The following is a 20,567-nucleotide window of genomic DNA, read 5'->3' on the forward strand; positions in this document are numbered from 1 at the left end:
CGCGCCGTGGGTTCAGTGCGGGACGACCGGGTGGTCCTGGTCGTGACCGTCCCACAGGTCGCCGCACTCGACGGGCTCCGCGCCCGACGACGCGAGCCACGGGCCGGCGCCGTGCGCGGGGTCGCGGGACAGCGCGGCGACCAGCGCGGCGCGGTGCTGGGAGCCGACGACCACCGGGTGTCCCGGTACGCCGTGGTGGACCGCACGGCGGAGCGCCGTCGGGTGGTCGCCGTCGCCGATCACCCGCCGGACGGCCGACGCGGGCAGCCCCGGCAGGTCGACCAGGGAGACGCAGGCCGTCGCCGGACCGGTGACGGCCGCGAGCCCGACGGCGAGCGACGCGCCCGGCCCCGCTGCCCAGTCGTCCGCGACGACGATGGTGACCCCGTCCACGGCGGGCACGAGGGCCCGCGCCCGGTCGGCGGCGGCACCGAGGACGACGACGACCTGGTCGCAGCCGCCGAGGAGGAGTGCGTCGACGCCGAGGTGCAGCCACGGGGTGCCGTCCGGCTCGGCGACCAGCGCCTTCGGCTGCCCCATCCGCGCCCCCGCACCGGCGGCGAGCAGCACGCCCACCACGTCGGTCACACGAACGCCGGCACCGACGTCCACGCAGCAGGGGCCTCCGCGACGCCGTCGCGCACGACGGTGCCGGAGATGAGGCCGTAGGGCCGGTCGGCGGCGAAGAACACCTCGCCGGGGTTGTCCAGGCCGAACGGTGCGAGGTCGACCAGGAAGTGGTGCTTGTTCGGCATCGAGAACCGCACCTCGGCGATCTCCGGGAACGCCTCGATCGCCGAGCGGCCCATCGCGAACAGGGTCTGCTGCAGCGCCAGGGAGTGCAGCTCGGCGAACGTCGCGAGCATGCGGTCGAGGACGCCGGCGTACACGGCGTCGTAGTCGATGCCCGCCGCCACCGCCTCGGGTGTGTACCGCCAGCGGGCCGTCACCGAGGTCGCGAGGATCCGGTCGTCGGTCTCCGCGAGCGTCGTGTACCCGTCACGCGGGAACCCGTGGAACTCGCTGCCCGTCGACTTCAGGACCGTCAGGTCGGTGACCCCGGCGAGCACGTGCACGTCGTCGCCGTCGACCTGCACCACGGCCGTGCGGGTTCCGCGGCCGGCCCGGACGAACGAGTGGTCGTGCTCCCGGCCGTCGACGACGATCCGCTCCCACGTGTGCTGCTCGGCCGACAGGGTGGAGCCGTCGTACCAGTCGAAGGCGGTGCTGAAGTGCCGGCCGAGTCGCAGCAGGAACTCCTCCGGCGTCCCGACCCCGTGCTCCTTCGCGAAGGCGTAGACCGTGTTCTTCTGCGTGTCCGTCGCGACGACCTTCGCGTTGTCGCCCTCGGTGTACGAGTCGGCCAGCGCCGCGCCGCGCAACTGCGTCGTGACGGTCAGGTCCTCGATCTCGTGCCGGTCGGTGTCGCGCGTCACCCGGACGAGCCGGACCTCGGCCTTGCCGTACTGGTTCGCACCGAGGCGGACGGTCGTGGTGGTGGGGACTGGCTGGACGTCGGTGATCTCCATGGAGGCGACGATGACATCCGCGTGTTTCGGCGGTGGGTCGAACACGTCACGACCTCCGCCAGCGGCCACGGCCCGGTCGTGACGCAGCCGTCGAACGCCCGTAACCACACGGAAACACCCGTTCCATAGCGTTGCCGTCACGACGCACCCGATCGAGGAGGGACCCGTGGCGCACACATCCGCACCCCGGCGGTCCTCGGCGTGGAACCGCGGGATGATCGCGCACGGACGACGGTCCGACGGCGCCACCGACACCCGTTCCCCCATCCCGATCGGACCCTGCAATGGACCTCGTCTCCGTCCGCACCGTGCGGACACCGTCGCACCGCGACGACCTCTCCTTCGGCCCCGGTGAGCATCCCCTCGCCGGTGGCACCTGGCTGTACTCGGAGGAGCAGCCGGGTCTGACCGGGCTCGTCGACCTCACCGCACTGGGGTGGCGCGACACCGAGCGCAGCGCCGGAGGGCTCCGGATCGCCGCGACGTGCACGATCGCGTCGTTGCTGCGTGTGGCGCCCGAGGACGACTGGCGTGCCTGGCCGCTCGTCGACCGGTGCGCCAACGCGTTGCTAGCGTCGTTCAAGGTGTGGAACCAGGCGACGGTCGGCGGCAACGTCGCGGTCGCCCTGCCGGCGGGGGCGATCACCGCGCTGCTCGTGACGCTCGACGCGATCGCGGAGGTCTGGACCCCGGACGGCGGGGAGCGCCGGGTCCCGGTGGCGGACCTGGTCACCGGGCCGCGGACGACCGACCTCGCGCCGGGTGAGGTCATCCGGGCGTTCGACGTGCCACGTGCGGCCCTCGTGGCGCGCACCGGGTTCCGCCGGGTGTCCCTCAGCCCGCACGGCCGGACCGGCGCACTCGTCACGACGCGGTGGTCGGCGTCGGGATTCGCCCTCGTCGTGACCGGCGCGACCCCGCGGCCGCTCGTGCTCCGTCACCCCGGGGTCCCGACCGCCGCCGAGGTCGATGCACGGCTGGCGGCCCACGACGCCTGGTACGACGACCCGCACGGTTCCCCCGACTGGCGGCGCGCGGTGACCCGGCGGTTCGCGGCGGAGCTCGTCACCGAGGCGCTCGGGACGACGGGCGGTGCGGCATGAGGTTCGAGGTCGACGGCGCGACGGTGGACGCCGAACCGCAGCCCGGTCAGGTCCTCCGCACCCTGCTCCGCGAGCACGGGGTGACGTCGGTGAAGAAGGGCTGCGACGCGGGCGACTGCGGTGCGTGCTCGGTGCTCGTCGACGGTGTGCCCGTCCACTCCTGCATCACGCCGGCGCACCGGATGGCGGGGCGTGCCGTCACCACGGCGGCCGGGCTCGGCACGCCCGAGGACCCGCACCCCGTGCAGCGCGCGTTCGCCGAGGCCCCGGGCTTCCAGTGCGGCTTCTGCACCACCGGGTACGTCGTCACGGCTTCCACGCTCGACGAGGACGCGCTGGCCGACCGGCACCGCGCGTTGAAGGGCAACCTCTGCCGGTGCACCGGGTACCGGGCGATCGAGGACGCCCTGGACGGGGTCGCGAACACGGCGTGCGCGGCGGCCGGTCAGGCGATCGGCACGTCGGTCGCCGCTCCCGCCGCGATGGCGATCGTGACCGGACGCGAGGAGTACACGCTCGACGTGCGGCGGACCGAGGGTCTGCTGCACCTCGCGGTCCTCGGCAGCCCGCACCCGCACGCCCGCATCGTGTCGATCGACACGGCGGAGGCCGAAGCCCTCCCGGGCGTGCACGCCGTCCTCACACACCACGACGACCCCGGCGTGTTGTTCTCCACCGGTCGGCACGAGTCCCGCCTGGACGACCCGGACGACACCCGGGTGCTCGACCGGGTGCTCCGTTTCCGTGGGCAGCGCGTGGCCGCAGTGGTCGCGGACGACGTCCGGATCGCCGAGCAGGCCTGCGCCCTCGTGCGGGTGCGCTACGAGGTGCTGCCCAGCGTGCACGATCCGGACGCGGCCCGTGCTGCCGGTGCTCCGCTCCTGCACGCCGACAAGACGACCCAGGAGCACCGGATCGCCGAGCCGGGCCGCAACGTGGTCGCCGCCCTGCACGGTGAGACGGGCGACGTCGACGGAGCCCTGGCGGCTTCCGCGGCCACCGTCGAGGGCACCTGGACCACGGGCCGCGTCTCGCACGCCGCGCTCGAGACCCACGCGACCCGCGGGTCCGTCGACCGGGACGGGCGACTCGTGCTCCGGACCGCGACGCAGGTCCCGTTCCTGGTGCGGGACGAGATCGCGCACGTGTTCGGCCTCGACCCGACCCGAGTCCGTGTCATCGCGAAGCGCGTCGGCGGTGGGTTCGGCGGGAAGCAGGAGTTGCTGACCGAGGACCTGGTCACCCTCGCGGTGCTGCGGACCGGCCGCGCGGTGCAGTACGAGTTCAGTCGGCGTGACGAGTTCACGATCGCCCCGACCCGGCACCCGATGCGCGTGCGGGTCCGGCTCGGTGCCGACGCCGAGGGGCACCTGACGGCACTGCACGTCGACCAGACCATGGACACCGGCGCGTACGGCAACCACGGGATCGGTGTCATGTTCCACTCCGTCAGCGAGTCCGTCGCCGTCTACCGGTGCCCGTCGAAGCGCGTGGACGCGGAGTCCGTGTACACGAACAACCTGCCGTCCGGGGCGTTCCGCGGGTACGGACTCGGCCAGGTCGTGTTCGCGATCGAGTCCGCCATGGACGAGCTCGCCCGGGAACTCGGCATCGACCCGCTCGACCTGCGGCGGCGGAACGTCGTGGTCCCCGGGGACCCCCTCGTGGTCACGGACCCGGACGAGCAGGACGACCTGCGCTGGGAGGGCAGTTACGGACTCGACCAGTGCATCGACCTGGTGGAGGACGCCCTCCGCGCACCGGTGCCCGAGGTCCCACGCATGGACGGTCCGCCGCTGGACGACTCGGGCGACTGGGCGTTCGGCACCGGGGTCGCCCTCGCGGCGATCGCGACGATGCCGCCGCGCGGGCACCACGCGCACGTGTCGGTCGAGGCCACGGCGGAGGGCCGGTACCGAATCGGCGTCGGCACGGCCGAGTTCGGCAACGGGACGACGACGGTGCACACGCAGCTCGTCGCCACCGCCCTCGGCACCACCACGGACCGGGTCGACGTGCACCAGTCGGACACCGACGCAGCCCGGCACGACACCGGGGCGTTCGGGTCCGCCGGGGTCGTGGTCGCCGGCAAGGCGCTGTACGCCGCGGCGCAGGCACTGCGGGAGGACATGACCGGGCGCGCCCTCGGGATCGTGGCCGCCCGGACACCCCGGACCGCGTCGGGGCCGCTCGGGCCGGCGGTCTCGGTCGGGCCGGACGGCGTCCGCGTCGGGGAGGAGCTCGTCGGGCACGCCGAGCTGCTCGCCGACGGCCCGCTCATCGCGCACGGCAGCCACGACGGCACGCCACGGTCGCTCGCGTTCACCGTGCACGGCGCCCGGGTGGCGGTGCACCGGCCGACGGGTGAGGTCCGCGTGCTGCACAGCGTGCAGGCGGTGGACGCCGGCACCGTCCTGAACCCGGAACAGCTCCGCGGCCAGGTGGAGGGCGGCGCCGCGCAGGCGATCGGCTCGGCGCTGTACGAGGAGGTCGTGCTGGACGAGACCGGTCGGGTGACGACCGACGCGTTCCGGGCGTACCGGGTGCCGAAGATCTCCGACGTGCCCCGCACCGAGGTGCGCTTCGCCGACACGCACGACCCGCTCGGCCCCCTCGGCGCGAAGTCGATGAGCGAGGCGCCGTACAACCCGGTCGCGCCAGCCGTCGCGAACGCGGTGCGCGACGCCGTCGGCGTGCGCCCCCACCGGCTGCCGATGACGCGCGACCGGGTCTGGGCGATGCTCCAGGACGCGACCGATGCCGGGGGTGCGTGATGTTCGAACTGGCACCGCGCCTCCTGGCCGCCCTCGACGCGGGTGACCCCGTGGTCGTCGCGACGGCCGTCGCGATGACGGGCAGCGCGCCGACCGGCGTCGGCTCGTCGATGGCCGTCCTGCCCGGCGGCCAGGTCGTCGGCACCATCTCCGGCGGGTGCGTCGAGGGGGCGCTGTTCGACACTGCGGAGCAGGTCCTCGAGACCGGCGAGGCGGTGCTCGAACGCTTCGGGTTCGACGACGACCCGGACGACGTCGACGCGATGTGGGCACCGGCGCTCCGCTGCGGCGGTCGAGTCGAGGTCCTGGTCCGTCGCGTCCGTCCCGAGGACGTCGACGTCGTGGACGCACTCCGGCGCGCGGCGTCCGGGGTGCCGACGTCGCTCGGCCTCTCGCTCGACCCGGCGACGCTCGGCGCGGTCGTGCACGTCCCCGACGGCTGCGGCGGCCGGCTCTTCGTCGAGCGGGCCGACGTCCGGCCGCGGTGCATCGTGGTGGGCGCGGTCGAGTTCGCCGTGGCCCTCACGAACGCGGCCGCGGTGCTCGGCTACGCCGTGACGGTCGTCGACCCGCGGCCGGTGTTCCTGACCGACGAGCGCTTCCCGGCCGCCGACGAACGCATCGTGGGCTGGCCGACGCGTGTGGTCGAGGCGTTGCCGGTGGACGCGACCACCGCCGTCGTGGTGCTCTCGCACGACGACCGGTTCGACGCCGCCGTGGTCGACTCGGCGCTCCGTCGGGGTGCCGGGTACGTCGGGGCGATGGGCTCCCGCACGACGAACGCCCGCCGGATGGCGGAGCTGCGCGCGCTGGGGACTCCGGACACTGACCGGCTGCGTTCCCCGATCGGGCTCGACATCGGTGCGACGACGCCGGCCGAGATGGCGGTCGCGATCATGGCGGAGGTGATCGCGGTCCGGACCGGCGCCGGTGGCGGGGCACTCGTCGACGGTGCCGGTCCCATCCACCGCCGGGCGGTGTCCACGAGCTGAGCCGGTGGCGCGTGATCCGGTCAGACGACGGCGGGTGTCCGGGCCAACCGTTCGGCCAGTCGCGCTGCGATCTCCCGCTCGTCCGCCGCGACGAGCTCCCCGTCGCGGACGACCACGCGTCCACCCACGACGACGTGTCGGGGCCGCCGCCCGGGAGCGGCCCAGAGGAGTCCCGCGACGGGGTCGGCGACTCCCGCGTCTGCCACCCCGGAGACGTCCCACACGCACAGGTCGCCCGCGCTCCCGTCGCCGAGGCGCCCGAGCTCCGGGCGCCCGAGCCCCGCCGCGGAACCCTCCGTCGCCGCGCCGAGCACCTGCCGCGCCGGCAGCTGCGGCCCGACCAGCGCCGACACCTGCATGGCGAGCCGGGCGTCCGCGAGCAGGTGTCCGGCGTCGTTGCTGCCGCCGCCGCTCGTGCCGAGGCCGACCGGGACCCCGGCCGCGGCGAGCCGTGCGACGGGAGCGATGCCCCAGCCCATCGGCACGTCGCACCCGGGTGCGTGCGTGGCGGTGACGCCTGCGGCCGCGAGCCGGGCGATCTCGTCGTCGGTGACGTCGCAGAGGTGCGCGATCGTGACGTCCGGCGCGAGCCACCCCCACTCCTCGAGCAGGTCGAGCGGACGACGGCCGTAGCGCTCGAGCGCGATCGCGGTGTCGACCTGTTCGTTGGCCTGGGTCCGCCGGCGGAGTCCGTGTCGCGTCGCCACCTCGCCGAGCGCGCGGAAGGTCGCCTCGCCGTCGGAGTGCACGCCAGCCGGACCGACGGCGACCTGGAGTCCGCCGTCCGGGTCCACGCCGCCGACGGCGTCGTCGTGCAGCAGTCGCGACGCGATCGCGTCCGCCGAGGCCGCCGCGCGGTCCGGGTCGTCCCGTGCCGAGCCGCGGACGAAGACGAGCCGCCCGCCGAGACCGCGGACCGCGCCCACGGTGGCCGCGGCGAGCGCGACGGTGTCGTCCGTGGTCGCCGAGGCGGGCCAGTTCAGGTGGTGGTCGGCGATCGTCGTGACGCCGGACAGGAGGCCCTCCGCGGCTCCGGCGGACGCCGCCAGTGCGTACAGCTCGGGGTCGTGCCCCACCCGTCCGTACGCCGCGGCCATGGTCGGGAGCCAGGCCGCCATCGGCACGCCGCGGGTGCCGGGCAGGGTGCGGAACGCGGTCTGGAGGAGGTGGTGGTGCGCGTTGACGAGGCCGGCCGTGACGACGCACCCGGATGCGTCGAGGGTGGTAGCGAGGCCGCTGCCGTCGTCGACGACGACGTCGCCCTCCCGTTCGGTCCGGGGGTCGACGAGGACGCGGAGGGCACCGGTGACGGTCAGCATGGTGGTGTTTCTAGCAGTCCCCTGTTTCCGGCCCGTGACGGGGTGCGCACGGACCGCGTGGCTGCTCGGTCCCGGCGTTCCAGAACCGTGGGTCGGCACCGCGGGGTAACCAGGCGGAAACACCCGGGGAACACGCGGTCCGTAGGTTCGCCCCATGACGCAGACCCTGATCCGCGCCGGATGGGTGCTCACCGCAGCACCCGACGGCGCTGCCACGCCCGCCGCGATCCGCGACGGAGCCGTGCTCCTCGACGGCGACCGGATCGCCGAGGTCGGTACGTACGCCGACCTCGCCGCGGCCCACCCGGACGCGCCGGTGCGCGGCGGTGCGTACGACATCGTCACGCCCGGCTTCGTGAACACCCACGGCCACTTCAGCGAGGGGCTCATCACCGGGATCGGTTCGCAGTACACGCTGTGGGAGTGGCTCACGGCGTTGATCGGGCGGGTCAACCCGGTGATGACCCGGGACAAGGCCTACGCGGGCACGGTGCTGCAGGGCATCCAGCTGCTCCGGAGCGGGGTGACGACCGCGAACGACATGTTCTGCGCCGACCCGGTGCCGGACGAACCGGCGACGCCCGGTGTGGTGCAGGCGCTCGAGGACCTCGGGCTGCGCGGGGTCGTGTCGTTCGGCTCCGGCGACGTCGACCGCGACTTCGGCGCGACGCCCATCCTGGAGGAGTTCGAGGCCCTGCGCGAGGCCGCTGCCGCCAGCCGGTACAGCACGTTCCGGGTCGGCGTCTCGTCGATCGGGCGGTACACGGACGACACCTGGCAGGAGCACGTCGACTACGCGGTCGCCGGCGGCCACGGTGTGCACGTGCACTTCCACGAGGTGCGCGAGGAGGTCACCGCGGCCCGGCAGCGCACCGGACGGACGGCCATCGGGCACGCCGAGGCGACGGGCATGTTCCAGGTCCCGGTGATCGCCGCGCACAGCGTCTGGATGGACCGCGAGGACCGGGAGCGGTACGCGGCCAACGGTGTCGGCGTGGCCCACAACCCGGTCGCGAACGGGATCCTCGCCAGCGGCATCGCCCCGATCGCGGAACTCCGTGCGCTGGGGGTCCCGGTGGGCATCGGGGTCGACGGCCCGGCGTCGAACGACTCCCAGGACTTCCTGCAGGCGATGAAGACGGCCGCGCTGCTCGCCCGGGTGCGGGACCTGCAGGCCACCGCGATGAGCGCCCGCGAGGCCTTCGAGATGGGCACGATCGGCGGTGCCCGTGCCCTGCGCATGGAGGACGAGATCGGTTCGCTGGAGCCGGGCAAGCGCGCGGACCTGGTCGTCCTCGACGGCGACTCCCCGACCCTCGCCAACGTCCACGACCCCTACCAGGCGGTGGTCTTCGTCGCCGGCAGCCGCGAGGTCCGCGACGTCTGGGTGGACGGGGAGCTGAGCGTCGCGGACGGCGACGTCACCCGGGTGGAGGTGCGTGAGGCGGTCGAACGGGCGCGTCCGCTCGCCCGGCAGCTCGTGGCCGAAGCGGGGCTGGAGCGCCTGTCCGCGCTCACCGGTGGCACACTCGACGGCACCGAGCGTCCGTAGTCCGTCCGGTCAGAGTTCGAGGACCAGTCGCGGGCAGCCGCGCCGGGCGCGGGACACGCAGACCATCATGGTGCGGTCGTCGGCCTGCTCCTCGGGGCTGAGCACGGTGTCCCGGTGCTCGACCGCGCCCTCGAGCACGGGGGTCTCGCAGGTGCCGCACGTGCCCTCCCGGCAGGACGAGAGCACGAAGGCACCGGCGTCCTCCGCGACCTCGAGCAGGGTCCGGTCGGCGGGCACCGTGACGGTGACGCCGGTGACCGTGAGCTCGACCTCGAAGGCCTCGCCGGGGGCGTCGACGTCCGCGGCGGGCTCGAAGCGCTCGACGCGGACGCTGCCCGCCGGCCAGTGCGCGGCAGCGGCCTCGACCGCGTCCATGAGCCCGCGAGGCCCGCAGCAGTACACGACCGCGTCGCGCGGTGCGGCGAGGAGCGCGTCGACGTCGAGCCGGACGCCCTCGTCGGCCGCGGCCACGACGACCCGGTCGGGGTGCGCGGCGACGAGCTCGTGCACGAACGCCATGCGGTCGCGGGACCGCCCCGCGTAGTGGAGCTCCCACGGGGTGCCGGCGCGTTCGGCGGCGGCGATCATCGACCGGATCGGCGTGATCCCGATGCCCCCGGCGACGAAGACCGCGGGGCGCGCCGGGTCGTGGCCGAAGTGGTTCCGCGGGCCGGCCACCACGACCTCGTCGCCGACCGCCAGGCCATCGTGCACGGCGACCGATCCGCCGCGGCCGTCGGGCTCGCGGAGCACGGCGATGCGCCAGTGCCCGTCGGCCGTCGTCGTGACGAGCGAGTACTGGCGCTCGGTCCCGGGGGAGACCTCGAGGTCGACGTGCGCTCCGGGTTCCCAGTCCGGCAGCGCCGGACCGTCGACCGGGGCCAGGTCGAGTGCGACGACGTCCGTGGCGACCCGGTGGCGGGCGGCGACGCGCAGCCGCCGACGCTCCGGCACGGCGCTCACGCGATCGCTCCGGCGCGCGGGGTCTCCTTGACCACGATCATGTGGAAGCGGGTGCCGTCCGCGCTGCACCACCGGTGGCCGGTGCCGCCGCGGTAGTACGCCGAGTCGCCGGGCCCGAGGTCGAGCGGCTCCCGTCCGCGCAGGTCGAGGTGCACGCGGCCGGCGAGCACGGTGAGGAACTCGTCCTCGTGGTGCTCGAAGTACTCGCCGAGGTCCGTGTTGTCGCCGACCCACTCCAGCGGCTCGAACGCGTGCGGGCCCGCGTGCACGAGCAGCCGGGCCTCGCCGCTCGAGAACGGTCCGCGGGCACCCTCGCCGGCACGGATCACCTCGGGCAGGCGGACGTCGTGCCCCGGTCGCTCGGGGGCACCGGCGGCGAGCAGTTCGACCTGGGTCGTCCCGAGCGCCGTGGCGATCTTCTCGAGGGACACCATGCTGGCGCGGGAGTGCCCGCGCTCGACCTGGCTGAGGAACGGGTGCGACAGACCGGTCAGCTCGGCGACCTGGACGAGCGTCAGTCGTGCGGCGCGTCGGCGGGCACGGATGTGCTCACCGATCCGCTGGGTCTGATCGTCGACGACGCGGTCGGTCTCGGTGGTGGTGCCGGTGCTCACGCGGACTCCTCTCGTCCTCGGTTGGGCCGTCCGACCGGTCGGACGGAACGCTCGTTCCCGCTCCCGGTGACGTCGGGTCGGGCGTCACACACGGCAACCGCCTCGAAACGAGAGGGAAACACCGCAGCCCTAGCATCGGAGATGTTGATGCGATCAACATTCTCACACACGATCGAGAGGCTCCGGATGGACTCGTCAGTGCCCCGCCCGATCGCCCTCCTGCGCTCCGCGCTGCTGCCGGACGGCCGCTCGGTCGACGTCGCGATCGACGGCGCGACCGTCTCGACCGTGGCACCGGCCGGCACCCTCGCGGCCCCGGCGGAGGAGACGATCGACCTCGGCGGCCGGCTGCTCCTGACCGCACCGGCAGAACCGCACGCCCACCTCGACAAGGCCCTCAGCGCCGACGCCATCCGGCCGCCGCTCGGGGACCTCGGCGCCGCGATCGCCTCGTGGACCGCGCACGCGACGACCATGACCGTCGAGGACATCGCCGGCCGTGCCCGGACCGCCGCCCTCACGCTGCTCGCCGCCGGCACCACGGCCGTCCGGAGCCACGTCGACGTGCTCAGCGGCCGGCACAGCGCGGCCGACCGGCCCGCCACCACGGAGCAGGCCCTGCGGGGCGCCCGTGCCCTCGTGCAGGTCCGCGACGAACTCGCCGGCCTGATGGACATCGAGCTCGTCGCCCTCGCCGGCCCGCTCGCCCCCGACGAGCACGTCGAGGCGGTGCTCGACCTCGGCGTGGACCTGGTCGGCGGCGCACCGCACCTCGCCGAGGACCCCCTCGCCGACGTCGACCGACTCCTCGCCATCGCCCGCCGACGGGGCCTCGGGGTCGACCTGCACGCCGACGAGAGCCTCGACGGCCCGGTGACGCTCGACCACTACGCCCGGGCGTCCCGCTCGCTGCGGCGGGACCGGCAGTACTCCGCCGGGCACTGCGTCCGGCTCGGCACACTGGGGCCGGAGCGACTCGCCGAGGTCGTCGCCGACGTGGCCGCGGCCGACCTCGGGGTGATCACGCTCCCGATCACGAACCTGTACCTGCAGGGCTGGCAGCACCCGGTCGCCACGCCGCGGGGACTCACCGCCATCCAGGCGCTCCTCGACGCCGGCGTCCGCGTCGCCGCCGGCGCGGACAACGTCCGCGACCCCTTCAACCCGGTCGGCCGGAGCGACGCCTTCGAGACCGCGTCGCTGCTCGTCTCCGCCGGCCACGTGACGCCGGACCAGGCGTACGCGATGGTGAGCGACACCGCCCGGAGCGTGATGGGCCTCCCGGCCGCCGGTCCCGTCCCGGGGCGGCGCGCCGACCTGCTCGCCGTGGCCGCGACGAACGTCACCGACGCCGTCGCGAACGCCCCCGCCGACCGCATCGTCCTGTCCCGCGGGCGACTCGTCGCCCGCACCGAGGTGCGACGGACCGTCGCCGCGCCGGCCGCAGCCGCGGCCGCCGTCCCCGCCTGACCCCTCCGCCCGCCCGCACCGAGAACCCGAGGTGATCGTGACCACCACCGCCCCGCCACCCGTCGCCACGACGGACACGCTGCTCGACTTCCGCAACGTCGAGATGACCTTCCCGAACGGCACCATCGCCCTGCAGGGCGTCGACCTCACCGTGGACCGCGGCCAGTTCGTCTCGGTCGTCGGCCCGTCCGGCTGCGGCAAGTCCACGCTGCTCCGCATCGCCTCCGGCCTCGAGACCGCGTCGGACGGGTCGGCCGGTGTCGCGGCCGACCGCATCGGCTACGTCTTCCAGGACGCCACGCTCCTGCCCTGGCGCACCGTGCAGGGCAACGTCGAGCTGCTCGCCGAGCTCGGACACGTGTCGAAGGCCGAGCGAGCCGCCAAGGCCGCCCACGCCATCGAGCTCGTCGGCCTGAACGGCTTCGAGACGAACCTGCCGAAGCAGCTGTCCGGCGGCATGCGGATGCGGGTCTCGCTCGCCCGGTCGCTCACCCTCGACCCGGAGCTCTTCCTGTTCGACGAGCCGTTCGGCGCCCTCGACGAGATCACCCGCGAACGCCTCAACGACGAACTCCTCCGGCTCTTCGTCGAGCAGCAGTTCGCCGGGCTCTTCATCACGCACTCCGTGTCCGAGGCCGTGTACCTCTCCACCGAGGTGATCGTGATGTCCGGGCGCCCCGGCAGCATCGTCGGTCGGTTCGACGTGCCGTTCCCGATGCCCCGTGACCCCGACATCCGCTTCACACCCGAGTTCGCCGAACTGGTCGGCGAGGTCTCGCACGCGCTCCGGGAAGGACACCGCTGATGGTCACCCTGCAGGAGGCCGCCGAGACCCGCGCGGTCCGGGCCGCCGCCCGTCGTGCCGCTCCTCGGGCTCGCCGCGGCATCGCCTGGTGGCAGCCCGTCGTCGTCCTCGCCGTGCTCGTCGGCATCTGGTACGCGGCGGCCGCGTACTACGACCACGTCCGCGGACTGGCCTTCCTCGTGCCGTACCCGCACCTCGTGGCGAAGGCGATCGTCGCGCCGACCTTGCCGGACGGGTCGCCGTCCACGTTCGGCTCCGACCTCTGGTCCGCCCTCGGACGCACCACCGTCGTCTCGCTCACCGGCCTCGGCTTCGCGATCGTGATCGGCGTCGTCTGGGCGATGGCGATGGCGCAGGCGAAGTGGCTCGAGAACTCGCTCTACCCGTACGCCGTGGTGCTGCAGTGCGTCCCGATCCTCGCCCTCGTGCCGCTCATCGGCGCCCTGTTCGGCTACGAGTTCGTCAGCCGCGTGATCGTCACCGTGATGATCGCGCTGTTCCCGATGGTGTCGAACACGCTGTTCGGCCTGCAGTCCGCCGACCGCGCGCAGCGTGAGCTGTTCCAGCTGCAGCGCGCCGGCCGGTTCGCCCAGCTCGTGAAGCTGCAGTTCCCCGCCGCGCTGCCGTCGATCTTCGTCGGCCTGCGCACCTCCGCCGGGCTGAGCGTCATCGGGGCGATCGTCGGCGACCAGTTCTTCCAGCGCGGCAATCCCGGTCTCGGCGTCCTCATCCAGGTGACCGCATCGCGCCTGATGGGTCCCGAGCTGTACGCGACCATCCTGATCGCTTCGCTCTACGGCGTCGCCGTCTTCCTCGTGTTCGGCCTGATCGGCCGGCTGGCCGTCGGCCGCTGGCACGACTTCAGCTGACTCCCCGCCCCCCACGAACCACACCACCCCTTCCCACCACAGCACCACGAGACCCGCACCACGAACGGAGCCTCCATGCGCACCACCTCCCGCCTCGGCGTCGCCACCGCTGCCCTCGCCGCCACCGCCATCGCCCTCACCGGCTGTGCGGCGGGGTCGTCCGGCAGCACCGAGACGACCGCCGCGACCTCGTCGACCGCCTCCGGGCCGAAGGTCGACCTCTCCGGCACGTGCCCCGCGACGGTCGTCGTCCAGACCGACTGGAACCCCGAGGGCGAGCACGGCCACCTCTACCAGATGCTCGGCCCGAACCCGGTGATCGACTCCTCCGGCAAGACCGTCACCGGCGACCTGTACGCCAACGGCAAGAGCACCGGCGTCAAGCTCGAGATCCGTGCCGGCGGCCCGGCGATCGGGTACACCAAGGTCGCGTCGCAGATGTACCAGGACAAGGACATCACCCTCGGGTACATGTCCACGGACGAGCAGGTGCAGTTCTCCGGCAAGCTGCCCACCACGGCGGTGTTCGCCGAGAACGACCAGTCCCCGATGTCGATCATGTGGGACCCGAAGACGTACCCGGAGGTCGACAGCATCAAGAGCCTCGGCACGGCCCTCGAGAAGGACGGCGGCGTCGTCCGCTACTTCAGCGATGCCGCGTACATGACCTACCTCGAGCAGTCCGGCATCCTGCCGAAGAAGGTCCTCGACGGCAGCTACGACGGCACCCCGTCGAAGTTCGTGTCCGCGGGCGGCAAGGACGCGCAGCAGGGCTTCGCGACCGCCGAGCCGTACATCTACCAGAACCAGGTCGCGGCCTGGGGCAAGAAGGTCGACTACGCGCTCGTCTCGAGCACGGGATGGAACCCCTACCCCGAGGCGATGTCGGTCCGCACCGGCGACCTGGAGAAGCTCGAGCCGTGCTTGCAGAAGCTCGTGCCCGTGATGCAGCAGGCCGACGTGGACTACCTGAAGTCCCCGGGCGCCACGAACGACCTCATCACGAAGCTCGTGCAGCAGTACAACAACGGCTGGACCTACGACTCGAAGGTCGGCGCGTTCGCCGCGGCCCAGATGGTGGAGCTCGGCCTCGCGAAGGACACCGACGGCTACATCGGATCGATGGACGAGCAGCGCATGCAGGACTTCATCGCCAAGGCGACTCCTGTCTTCGCCGACACCGGTGACGTCAAGAGCGGCCTGAAGCCCTCCGACCTGTACACGAACGAGTTCCTCGACAAGTCCATCGGTCTGGGTTCCTGACACCGGTCGGCTCCCGTCGCCCGGAAGCCGGCCAACAAGCGGACGGGAGGCGCGGTGCCACGCCGCCCCGCGCCTCTCCCCACCGGCACGGCCGGTCCGCCGCTGGCGCGTCGCACCGGAACCGGCGGCGTGGGCCCAGTCCGTCGTCCCCGCACCACCCACCCACCAGGAGTGAGCATGACCACCGTCACCCCCACCTCCGTCGAGGCGCTGCGCGCCGAGCTCGTCGCACTGCTCGGTGAGCGCGGCGTGAGCGCCGACGAACGCACGCGGGCCCGCGCCTCCGTCGACGAGGCCACCATGAGCCCCATCCTCAGCGAACAGCTGCCCCTCGGCCTCGCCGACCTCGTCGCGTCGCCGGCCACCGCCGACGACATCGCCGCCACCCTGCAGGCCGCGGTCCGACACGGCGTCCCCGTCACCACCCGCGGGAAGGGCACCGGCAACTACGGCCAGGGCATCCCGCTGCACGGCGGCCTGGTCCTCGACACCTCGCGGGCACGCGCCGTCGTCGAGGTCGGCGACGGCTGGATCACCGCCGAGGCCGGCGCGTCCATGGTCGCCCTGGAGCAGGCGGCCGCCGCCACGGGCCAGCAGCTCTGGATGTACCCGTCCACCGCGCAGTCGACCATCGGCGGCTTCCTGTCCGGCGGTTCCGGCGGGACCGGGTCGATCGCGCACGGGTCGAACTGGCAGGGCTCCGTCACGGCGCTCGACGTCGCGCTCCCCGGCGCCGACGAGCTGCTGCACGTCGAGGGCGACGAGGCGCAGCCGTTCGTGCACACCTACGGCACCGCCGGCGTCATCGCCCGCGCCACCGTCCGGCTCGAGCCGCTGCAGGAGTGGCGCGCCGTCTACGCGGCGTTCCCCACCTTCGAGGACGCGCTCGTCGCGGTCCGCACGCTGCGCGGACTCCACCCGGTTCCGCGGCTCGTGAGCGCCGACCGCGCCGAGATCGCCGCGACGCTGCCGTCCGACCTGGCCGTCCCCGACGACCGGGCGAGCCTGCGAGCGATCATCGACGACGTCGTGCTCGACGAGGCCCGGGCACGCATCGAAGCCGCCGGCGGTGAGGTCCTGGACATCCGCGAGGGGCTGCAGCAGACCACGAAGGTGTCGATGCTGTCGTACAACCACCCGATCTGGTGGCTGAAGCGGAACACGAGCGACACCGAGTACTTCCACGTCGAGGTCGGCGGTGAGGCGCTCATCGACCGGATCGCCGAGGTCGAAGCCGTCTACCCCGGTGGCATGCTCCACATCGAGGCCGCGCACGTCGGACCGATCGGGATGCTCACCGCGCCGTACACCGGGGCCGAGGACGTCTACGCCGGCTACCCGGTGCTCCGCGAACTCGGCGTCCGGGTGCACAGCCCGCACCAGTACTACGTCGACCACGGCGTCGAGGAGCTCGTGGCGCTGAAGCAGCGCACCGACCCCGCGGGGCTGCTCAACCCCGGGCACGTCATCGACCCGTCGCTCGTGGTCAGCGGTGGCTCCACCGCGTCCGCGCAGCCCGTCGTCCCGGGGTTCGGCAAGTGAGCGCCGGGGTCGGCACGGTCCGCTCGCGTCGGCTCGCGGAGCTGTCCGGTCCGGCCGTCGCTGCGGGCTTCGGGCCGGACACGATCGTCGTGCAGCCCACCGGCGCCGTCGAGCACCACGGCCCGCACCTGCCGCTCCTGACCGACCACCTGCTCGCCGAGCACATCGGTGGGGCGGCTGTCGAGCAGGCGGCCGCCGAGGGGCTGGACGTCTGGCAGCTCCCGACGCTGTCGTTCACGAAGTCCGACGAGCACAGCTGGGCGCCCGGCACGGTGTGGCTCGACAGCGACACGATGTTCGACACCGCCGTGCAGATCGGTCGCGCGGTCGCCCTCACCGGTGCCGGCACCCTGGTGTTCGCCAACGGGCACGGCGGCAACGTCGCCCTGCTGCAGGTCGCCCTGCGTGAGATCCGGAAGCGCTACGGGTTGAAGACCTTCCTCATGCCGACCCTCGCCCGCGTCCCCGGCCCGGACGGCGAGGACGCGGACGAGCTCGGGCTGGGGATCCACGGCGGCGCGGCGGAGACGTCGATGATCCTGCACCTGCGCCCCGACCTGGTCGACATGTCGCTCGCGGAACGCTGGGTGCCGGAGCACATCGCCGGCTTCGAGAAGATCGCGTTCAACGGCGGCCCGGTGTCGTTCGGGTGGTTGTCCGACGACTTCGGGACCCCCGGGGTCGTCGGCGATGCCAGCAGGGCGACGGCGTCGTACGGTGCCGTCCTGTGGGAGCACTCCGTCGCCGAGGCCGTGACGTCGCTGCACGAGATCGCACGGTTCGACCCGGCGGTGAGCCGTCCGGCGGTGGCCCGTCCGGCGGTGGCCCGTCCGTCGACCGCGCTCGGCGGGGCCCCCGTCGACACTCCGGTCGCCGAGAGCCCGGTCGCCGACGCTGCGGTCTCGTGACCGTGCCGCGCGGGGTGGGCGTGTCCGACCCGGGCACGCCCGCCCCGGCGTCCGACGGCGTCGACGATGCGTCCGTGCCGACGGACCCGTTGACCCTCGCGGCATCGTGGCTCCCCGCGGCGGCTGACGCCCCGGGTCCGACCATGACCCTCTCGACCGTCGGGCTCGACGGCTACCCTGACGCCCGGACGGTCCTGCTCTCGCTGTTCGACGGGGAACGTCTGCACTTCCACACCGACTCGCGGAGCCGGAAGGCCGCCGAACTCGCGGCGGTGCCCCGTGCCGCGGTGACCCTGCACTGGCCCGAGGCCGCGCGCCAGCTCGTCGTGGTCGGCGACGTGGCGCCCGTCTCCGACCAGGAGGCGCGTTCGGCCTACGCGGCCAGGACGCCGTACCTGCAGGCCCTCGCGTGGGTCAACGACCACGCGTCCGCCGCGGACACACCGGCTCGGCGCCGCGAGGCCTGGGCGGCGTTCGTCCGCGAACGGGCGGGCACGGACCTCGAGCCGCCGAGCACGTGGGCGGGGTTCGCACTCACACCGGTGCGGATGGTGTTCTGGCGCGGGGCGACGGACGCGGCGAGCAACCGGCTCGCCTACCATCGGCGCGCGGACGGGTCGTGGTCGCGGGAGTCCTGGCCGGGGTGACCCCGTGCCGGGGCCGCGCCCTGGTCGTGGGGGAAGGCGGACGGGAGGCCCGTGGCGGCGTCGCCACGGGCCTCCCGTCCGTCCTCGGTCGCGTCCACCGCACGCGCCGCGCCCGACAGGAGCGGTCGCGGTCCCGCGACTCGCCGCTCACGTCCGCCGAGGTTCCGATCGGGAGCCTGACGGCCGCCGACATGCCGAGATCTCGGAACCTCGGGGGAACACGCGCGGGGGTGCCGGGCGGGTCGTGCGCCCTACGACGTGGGGACGGACGCACTCAGCGCACTGCGCACCGAGCCCCACGCGGCCAGGCGGTCGCGGACCGCGTCGTGCCGCTCGGCGGCGAGTGCCTCGGCGTGCGCGCGCTGGAGCACCTCGTCGATGACGATGCGCTGCCCGGTGCGGGTCGACGCGATCGCCGCCTCGACCATCGCGAGGCTCATGACGTTGCCGTGCACCTCGCCGTCCGGGGTCTCGCCGGAACGCACGGCGTGCACGAAGGACGTCAGCGCCCCGGCGATCTCGTGCCCCACGCTGGCAGCGGCCGACGGCGCACCGGCGGTGCCGTCGAGGTCGCTGGACGGGTCGTGGTCGCCGTCCCACAGCGCCGTGCCGGCGGCACCCGAGGCCCGCCAGTCGCCGTTCCACGAGGTCTCGGCGCCCGGTGCGCACCACGAGCCGTCGTACACGTACCGGACGTCGTCCTCGAAGGCGAAGACCGCTGCCGCCGCCGCGTCGCCGCGGTACCAGGACCACGACGGGTTCCACGACTCGCAGTACACCGACACCGGGTCGCGTTCGAGCACGTAGCGGGCGGAGTCGAACGCGTGGATCGCCATGTCGAGCAGCAGGACGTCGTCCATCTGCTCGCGGAAGCCACCGAAGTGCGGGGCCTTGGCGAACCGGGTGCCCAGGCCGCCGATCGCGCCCAGGCCGCGCACGTGCTGGCGGAACGCGACGAGCTGGTCGTTGTAGCGCCGCGACTGCGACACCATGAACAGCTTGCCGGTGGCCTCGGCTGCCGCGGCGAGCGACAGTGCTTCGGCGACGGTCTGCGCTGCGGGCTTCTCGCCGAGCACGGGGAGCCCGGCGTGCAGGGCCTGCAGCGTGACGGGGTGGTGCGCGACCGGGACGGTGATGTCGAGCACCGCCTGTGCGCCGGTCTCGGCGGCGAGCACGGTCAGGTCGGTGCCGACGGGGATGCTCGGATCGCCGGCGTGTTCGGCACCGGCCCGCGCGGCGTCGAGGTCGAGGTCGACGATGCCGACCAGCTCGACGTCGGGGTCGGCGGCGACGGTGCTGAGCCAGGCCCGACCCATGCCCCCGGCGCCGACCTGCAGGACGCGGAGCGCGGTCACGCCTGCGCTCCGGCGTGGTCGTCGACAGGGGCGTCGCCGACGGGGGCGTCGTTGTCCGGAGCGTCGTCGACGGGCGCGTCGTCGAACGGACCGCGGTAGTGCTGGCCCTCGAAGTACTCGCCCAGGTCGTACCGGCGGAGCGTGGGGATCTCGCGCTCGCGCTCCGGCCGCGCCCACTCGGTCGCGTTCGCGATCACGCGGCGGACGTCCTTGTGGTGGTACACGGGGAAGTCCTGGTCGCCGGGCGAGAAGTAGAAGATCTTCCCCAGGCCGCGGCGGTAGGTCATGCCGCTCCGGAACACCTCGCCGCCGGTGAAGCCCGAGATGAAGACGAGCTCGTCAGGGGTCGGCACGTCGAAGTACTCGCCGTACATCTCCTGCTCGGGGATGACGATCGGGTTCGGGACACCGCGGGTGATCGGGTGCTGCGGGTTGACGGTCCAGACGAGTTCCTGGTCGTGCTCGCTCCGCCAGCGCAGCGTGCACGTGGTGCCCATCAGCTTGCCGAAGATCTTCGACCAGTGGCCGGAGTGCAGCACGACCAGGCCCATGCCGGACAGGACGTGCTTGTGCACTCGGTCGACCACGGCGTCGTCGACGTCTTGGTGCGCGGCGTGCCCCCACCAGGTCAGGACGTCCGTCGCGGCCAGGACCTCGTCGGTCAGGCCGTGCTCGGGCTCCTGCATGGTGGCGGTCCGGACGACGGCCTCGGGGAGGTTCTCGCGGATGCCGTCGGCGATCGTGCCGTGCATGCCGTCGGGGTACCGCTCGGCGACGTGCTGCTCGACCTGCTCGTGGACGTTCTCGCCCCAGACGGTGATGCGCAGCGGGGTGGTGGTCATGGTGTGCCTTTCAGACGGTG

The 20,567-nt window shown here is 73.5% G+C and carries 18 protein-coding genes; 11 read left to right on the forward strand and 7 right to left on the reverse strand.

Translation table 11 applies throughout. The features are described from left to right. Window positions 1-12: 12 nt before the first annotated feature. Together DEJ14_RS03935 and pucL are read right to left on the reverse strand one after the other, a co-directional pair. Window positions 13-588, reverse strand: a complete 576-nt coding sequence (locus tag DEJ14_RS03935) for a nucleotidyltransferase family protein (RefSeq protein ID WP_258373230.1) — start codon at window positions 586-588, stop codon at window positions 13-15. Then, entirely contained in the window at window positions 585-1,529 is a 945-nt protein-coding gene (gene pucL, locus DEJ14_RS03940) for a factor-independent urate hydroxylase (RefSeq protein WP_111084926.1), read from the reverse strand. The genes DEJ14_RS03935 and pucL overlap by 4 nt, the downstream gene beginning before the upstream one ends. A 284-nt stretch (window positions 1,530-1,813) precedes the next feature. On the opposite strand from pucL, the gene DEJ14_RS03945 reads away from it, so the two are divergent. The 3 genes from DEJ14_RS03945 to DEJ14_RS03955 are packed head-to-tail and all read left to right on the forward strand — an operon-like array spanning window position 1,814 to window position 6,398. Next, window positions 1,814-2,632 (forward strand): FAD binding domain-containing protein, encoded by an 819-nt coding sequence (locus DEJ14_RS03945; RefSeq protein WP_111084899.1) that lies wholly within the window; start codon window positions 1,814-1,816, stop codon window positions 2,630-2,632. Beyond that, a complete protein-coding gene (locus tag DEJ14_RS03950) occupies window positions 2,629-5,406 on the forward strand; it encodes a molybdopterin-dependent oxidoreductase (protein ID WP_111084898.1) in 2,778 nt (925 codons plus the stop codon). Before DEJ14_RS03945 ends, DEJ14_RS03950 begins: the two co-directional genes overlap by 4 nt. Next, entirely contained in the window at window positions 5,406-6,398 is a 993-nt protein-coding gene (locus DEJ14_RS03955; protein WP_111084897.1) for an XdhC family protein, read from the forward strand. Before DEJ14_RS03950 ends, DEJ14_RS03955 begins: the two co-directional genes overlap by 1 nt. 20 nt (window positions 6,399-6,418) lie before the next feature. Here DEJ14_RS03955 and DEJ14_RS03960 read toward each other — a convergent pair whose 3' ends face one another. Continuing rightward, window positions 6,419-7,717 (reverse strand): amidohydrolase family protein, encoded by a 1,299-nt coding sequence (locus DEJ14_RS03960; protein ID WP_111084896.1) that lies wholly within the window; start codon window positions 7,715-7,717, stop codon window positions 6,419-6,421. Window positions 7,718-7,871: 154 nt separating this feature from the next. Here DEJ14_RS03960 and DEJ14_RS03965 point away from each other — a divergent pair, with 154 nt between their 5' ends. Then, entirely contained in the window at window positions 7,872-9,269 is a 1,398-nt protein-coding gene (locus DEJ14_RS03965; protein WP_111084895.1) for an amidohydrolase family protein, read from the forward strand. A 9-nt stretch (window positions 9,270-9,278) separates the two neighbouring features. Here the strand turns inward: DEJ14_RS03965 and DEJ14_RS03970 are convergent, their stop codons facing one another. Further along, window positions 9,279-10,232: a PDR/VanB family oxidoreductase gene (locus tag DEJ14_RS03970; protein ID WP_111084894.1), complete on the reverse strand. Its 954-nt coding sequence runs from the start codon at window positions 10,230-10,232 to the stop codon at window positions 9,279-9,281. After that, the gene (locus DEJ14_RS03975; RefSeq protein ID WP_111084893.1) at window positions 10,229-10,846 is read right to left on the reverse strand and encodes a helix-turn-helix domain-containing protein; all 618 of its coding nucleotides are present in this window, start codon (window positions 10,844-10,846) and stop codon (window positions 10,229-10,231) included. The genes DEJ14_RS03970 and DEJ14_RS03975 overlap by 4 nt, the downstream gene beginning before the upstream one ends. A 198-nt stretch (window positions 10,847-11,044) precedes the next feature. Between DEJ14_RS03975 and DEJ14_RS03980 the strand changes: the two genes are divergently transcribed. The 7 genes from DEJ14_RS03980 to DEJ14_RS04010 all read left to right on the forward strand — a co-directional run bounded on the left by DEJ14_RS03980 (window position 11,045) and on the right by DEJ14_RS04010 (window position 18,350). After that, on the forward strand, window positions 11,045-12,316 hold the full coding sequence (locus DEJ14_RS03980) for an amidohydrolase family protein (protein ID WP_284180278.1): 1,272 nt from the start codon (window positions 11,045-11,047) through the stop codon (window positions 12,314-12,316). A gap of 37 nt (window positions 12,317-12,353) precedes the next feature. Further along, window positions 12,354-13,121, forward strand: coding sequence for an ABC transporter ATP-binding protein (locus DEJ14_RS03985; protein ID WP_258027696.1), 768 nt, complete (start codon window positions 12,354-12,356; stop codon window positions 13,119-13,121). Continuing rightward, window positions 13,121-13,990: an ABC transporter permease gene (locus DEJ14_RS03990; RefSeq protein WP_111084891.1), complete on the forward strand. Its 870-nt coding sequence runs from the start codon at window positions 13,121-13,123 to the stop codon at window positions 13,988-13,990. The genes DEJ14_RS03985 and DEJ14_RS03990 overlap by 1 nt, the downstream gene beginning before the upstream one ends. 75 nt (window positions 13,991-14,065) lie before the next feature. Continuing rightward, complete coding sequence (locus DEJ14_RS03995) at window positions 14,066-15,253, forward strand: ABC transporter substrate-binding protein (protein ID WP_111084890.1); 1,188 nt, start codon at window positions 14,066-14,068, stop codon at window positions 15,251-15,253. Window positions 15,254-15,430: 177 nt separating this feature from the next. Further along, a complete protein-coding gene (locus DEJ14_RS04000; RefSeq protein WP_111084889.1) occupies window positions 15,431-16,795 on the forward strand; it encodes an FAD-binding oxidoreductase in 1,365 nt (454 codons plus the stop codon). Further along, complete coding sequence (locus DEJ14_RS04005; RefSeq protein WP_111084888.1) at window positions 16,792-17,703, forward strand: creatininase family protein; 912 nt, start codon at window positions 16,792-16,794, stop codon at window positions 17,701-17,703. The genes DEJ14_RS04000 and DEJ14_RS04005 overlap by 4 nt, the downstream gene beginning before the upstream one ends. Further along, window positions 17,700-18,350, forward strand: a complete 651-nt coding sequence (locus DEJ14_RS04010; protein ID WP_220036405.1) for a pyridoxine/pyridoxamine 5'-phosphate oxidase — start codon at window positions 17,700-17,702, stop codon at window positions 18,348-18,350. The genes DEJ14_RS04005 and DEJ14_RS04010 overlap by 4 nt, the downstream gene beginning before the upstream one ends. 251 nt (window positions 18,351-18,601) lie before the next feature. Here the strand turns inward: DEJ14_RS04010 and DEJ14_RS04015 are convergent, their stop codons facing one another. Continuing rightward, complete coding sequence (locus DEJ14_RS04015) at window positions 18,602-19,705, reverse strand: Gfo/Idh/MocA family protein (RefSeq protein WP_258373229.1); 1,104 nt, start codon at window positions 19,703-19,705, stop codon at window positions 18,602-18,604. Continuing rightward, the gene (locus DEJ14_RS04020; protein WP_258373228.1) at window positions 19,702-20,547 is read right to left on the reverse strand and encodes a ThuA domain-containing protein; all 846 of its coding nucleotides are present in this window, start codon (window positions 20,545-20,547) and stop codon (window positions 19,702-19,704) included. Before DEJ14_RS04020 ends, DEJ14_RS04015 begins: the two co-directional genes overlap by 4 nt. Window positions 20,548-20,567 lie beyond the last annotated feature (20 nt).

The organism is Curtobacterium sp. MCJR17_020 (genome assembly GCF_003234365.2).
Taxonomy (GTDB): Bacteria; Actinomycetota; Actinomycetes; order Actinomycetales; family Microbacteriaceae; genus Curtobacterium.